Source organism: Arthrobacter flavus (genome assembly GCF_039526005.1).
Lineage (GTDB): Bacteria > Actinomycetota > Actinomycetes > Actinomycetales > Micrococcaceae > Arthrobacter_D > Arthrobacter_D flavus.
Genome location: NZ_BAAAIJ010000060.1, coordinates 1 through 1,447 on the forward strand (window position 1 = coordinate 1; position 1,447 = coordinate 1,447).

General features: G+C 65.4%; 1 protein-coding gene. It reads right to left on the bottom strand.

What is annotated here, in order from left to right:
• Nucleotides 1-43 precede the first annotated feature (43 nt).
• Nucleotides 44-1,333, bottom strand: coding sequence for an ISL3 family transposase (locus ABD059_RS16895; protein WP_425546128.1), 1,290 nt, complete (start codon nt 1,331-1,333; stop codon nt 44-46).
• Between the last annotated feature and the right edge of the window lie 114 nt (nt 1,334-1,447).

Consider the following 1,447-nt stretch of genomic DNA (forward strand, 5'->3'; position numbering starts at 1 on the left):
GGCTCTTCGCGGTTCGTGGTGATTTCCGCTGCTGAGGAGATGTTCAGGCCGCTGTTCTAGCGGCGCTTCTCAATAGGATACGGGTTTTGTAGTTGGTGTTATTCACGAATCCTCGTCCGGTCCTTTTGATGTTCTTGATCGCGGTGTTGTTGGCCTCGACCTTCGCCGTGGTGGCGCCGGTGACGATGAGGACTTCGATCTCGTTCCACCACCGGCAGACCGTGCGGTAGAGCCTTCTGGCCTCGGGCTGGCCTGCACGGTCGACCAGCCGGCCGAGCTCGGCCTTCGCCGCGGTGGCATCGGCGATCGAACCGGTGCGCAGCAGTGTCCGGAGTTGTTCCTTCACGTCCCAGACGGCCTGCAGCCCGCCGGTGGAATCATCAACGGCGAAGACCACCTGCAGGCGGTTCCTGCCCCGGTCCGAGAGCCGTTCCGCGCCCTTGAGGAGCAACCGCCGGTTCGCCCACACCGGGTCGGTGGCCCGCCCGCGTCTGCCCTTGGCTTCCTGGCAGAGGCGTTGGCGGACCTCGGTGACCATGGCGTTGGCGAGCATGCTCAGGTGAAACGCGTCGACGCTGACAGCGGTGCGGGGCAACCACATCCGCAGAGCCTTGCGGAACGCCGCTGACGGGTCGATCGCGACGACCTGCACGCCGAGCCGCCAACCCAGTGGGCGGGCCTTGAGCCAATCCCCAACACCGGTGCTGTCGCGTCCGTCGACGACGCCCAGGACCTGCCCGGTGTCCAAATCGACGAGGGTGGACATCCACGGTTCGTACCGGGTCCAGGCCTTCGTGGCCGGGTCCTGGAAGAACCGCACGGACCGGAACCGGTGCTCATCAATACCGAGCCTGACCGGGGCCAGGGAGTCCACGTCAGGGAGTTTCAGGACCGCAGCATCCAACGCCCGCTGGACCAGCCACCAGGACACACCGAACGCAGTGGCGGTCTCCGACGCGGCACGCCCGGATCCGATCACCGCCTCAGTCAGCGCCTGGCGCAGCCTCGCCGTGGACCGCGAGTATGCAGGCACCTGCGGGGTAGATTCAGCGAAAGTCTTTCGGCCACACTCCGGCTCGTCGCAGAAGAACCGGCGTTTGGACCAGATGACCTCCACCGGGCCAGCGACCCGGATGTCACGGACCCGCTGGAGTCGGCGTGAATGCCGGCGGGCACTGATCACCCCGCAGCCCCGGCAGCCGGCTTCCAGGACTGATTCGACCCGGATTCTGCGCTGCCCGCAGGCAAGGACCTCCGCGCTGGTGACCCGGTACCCGGGAAGGTTGAAAACAGTAGTGGCAGCGTCGGTACGCATGGCAGTAGGCTCGATCAAGGCTCGTGGTTCCTGTCAGTGATGAATGCGTCAAGAACATCCATCTCAGCAGGGCCACGAGCCCCTATACGCTTACGACACGAACCCGGCTTTCACCACGAACCACGGAGAGCC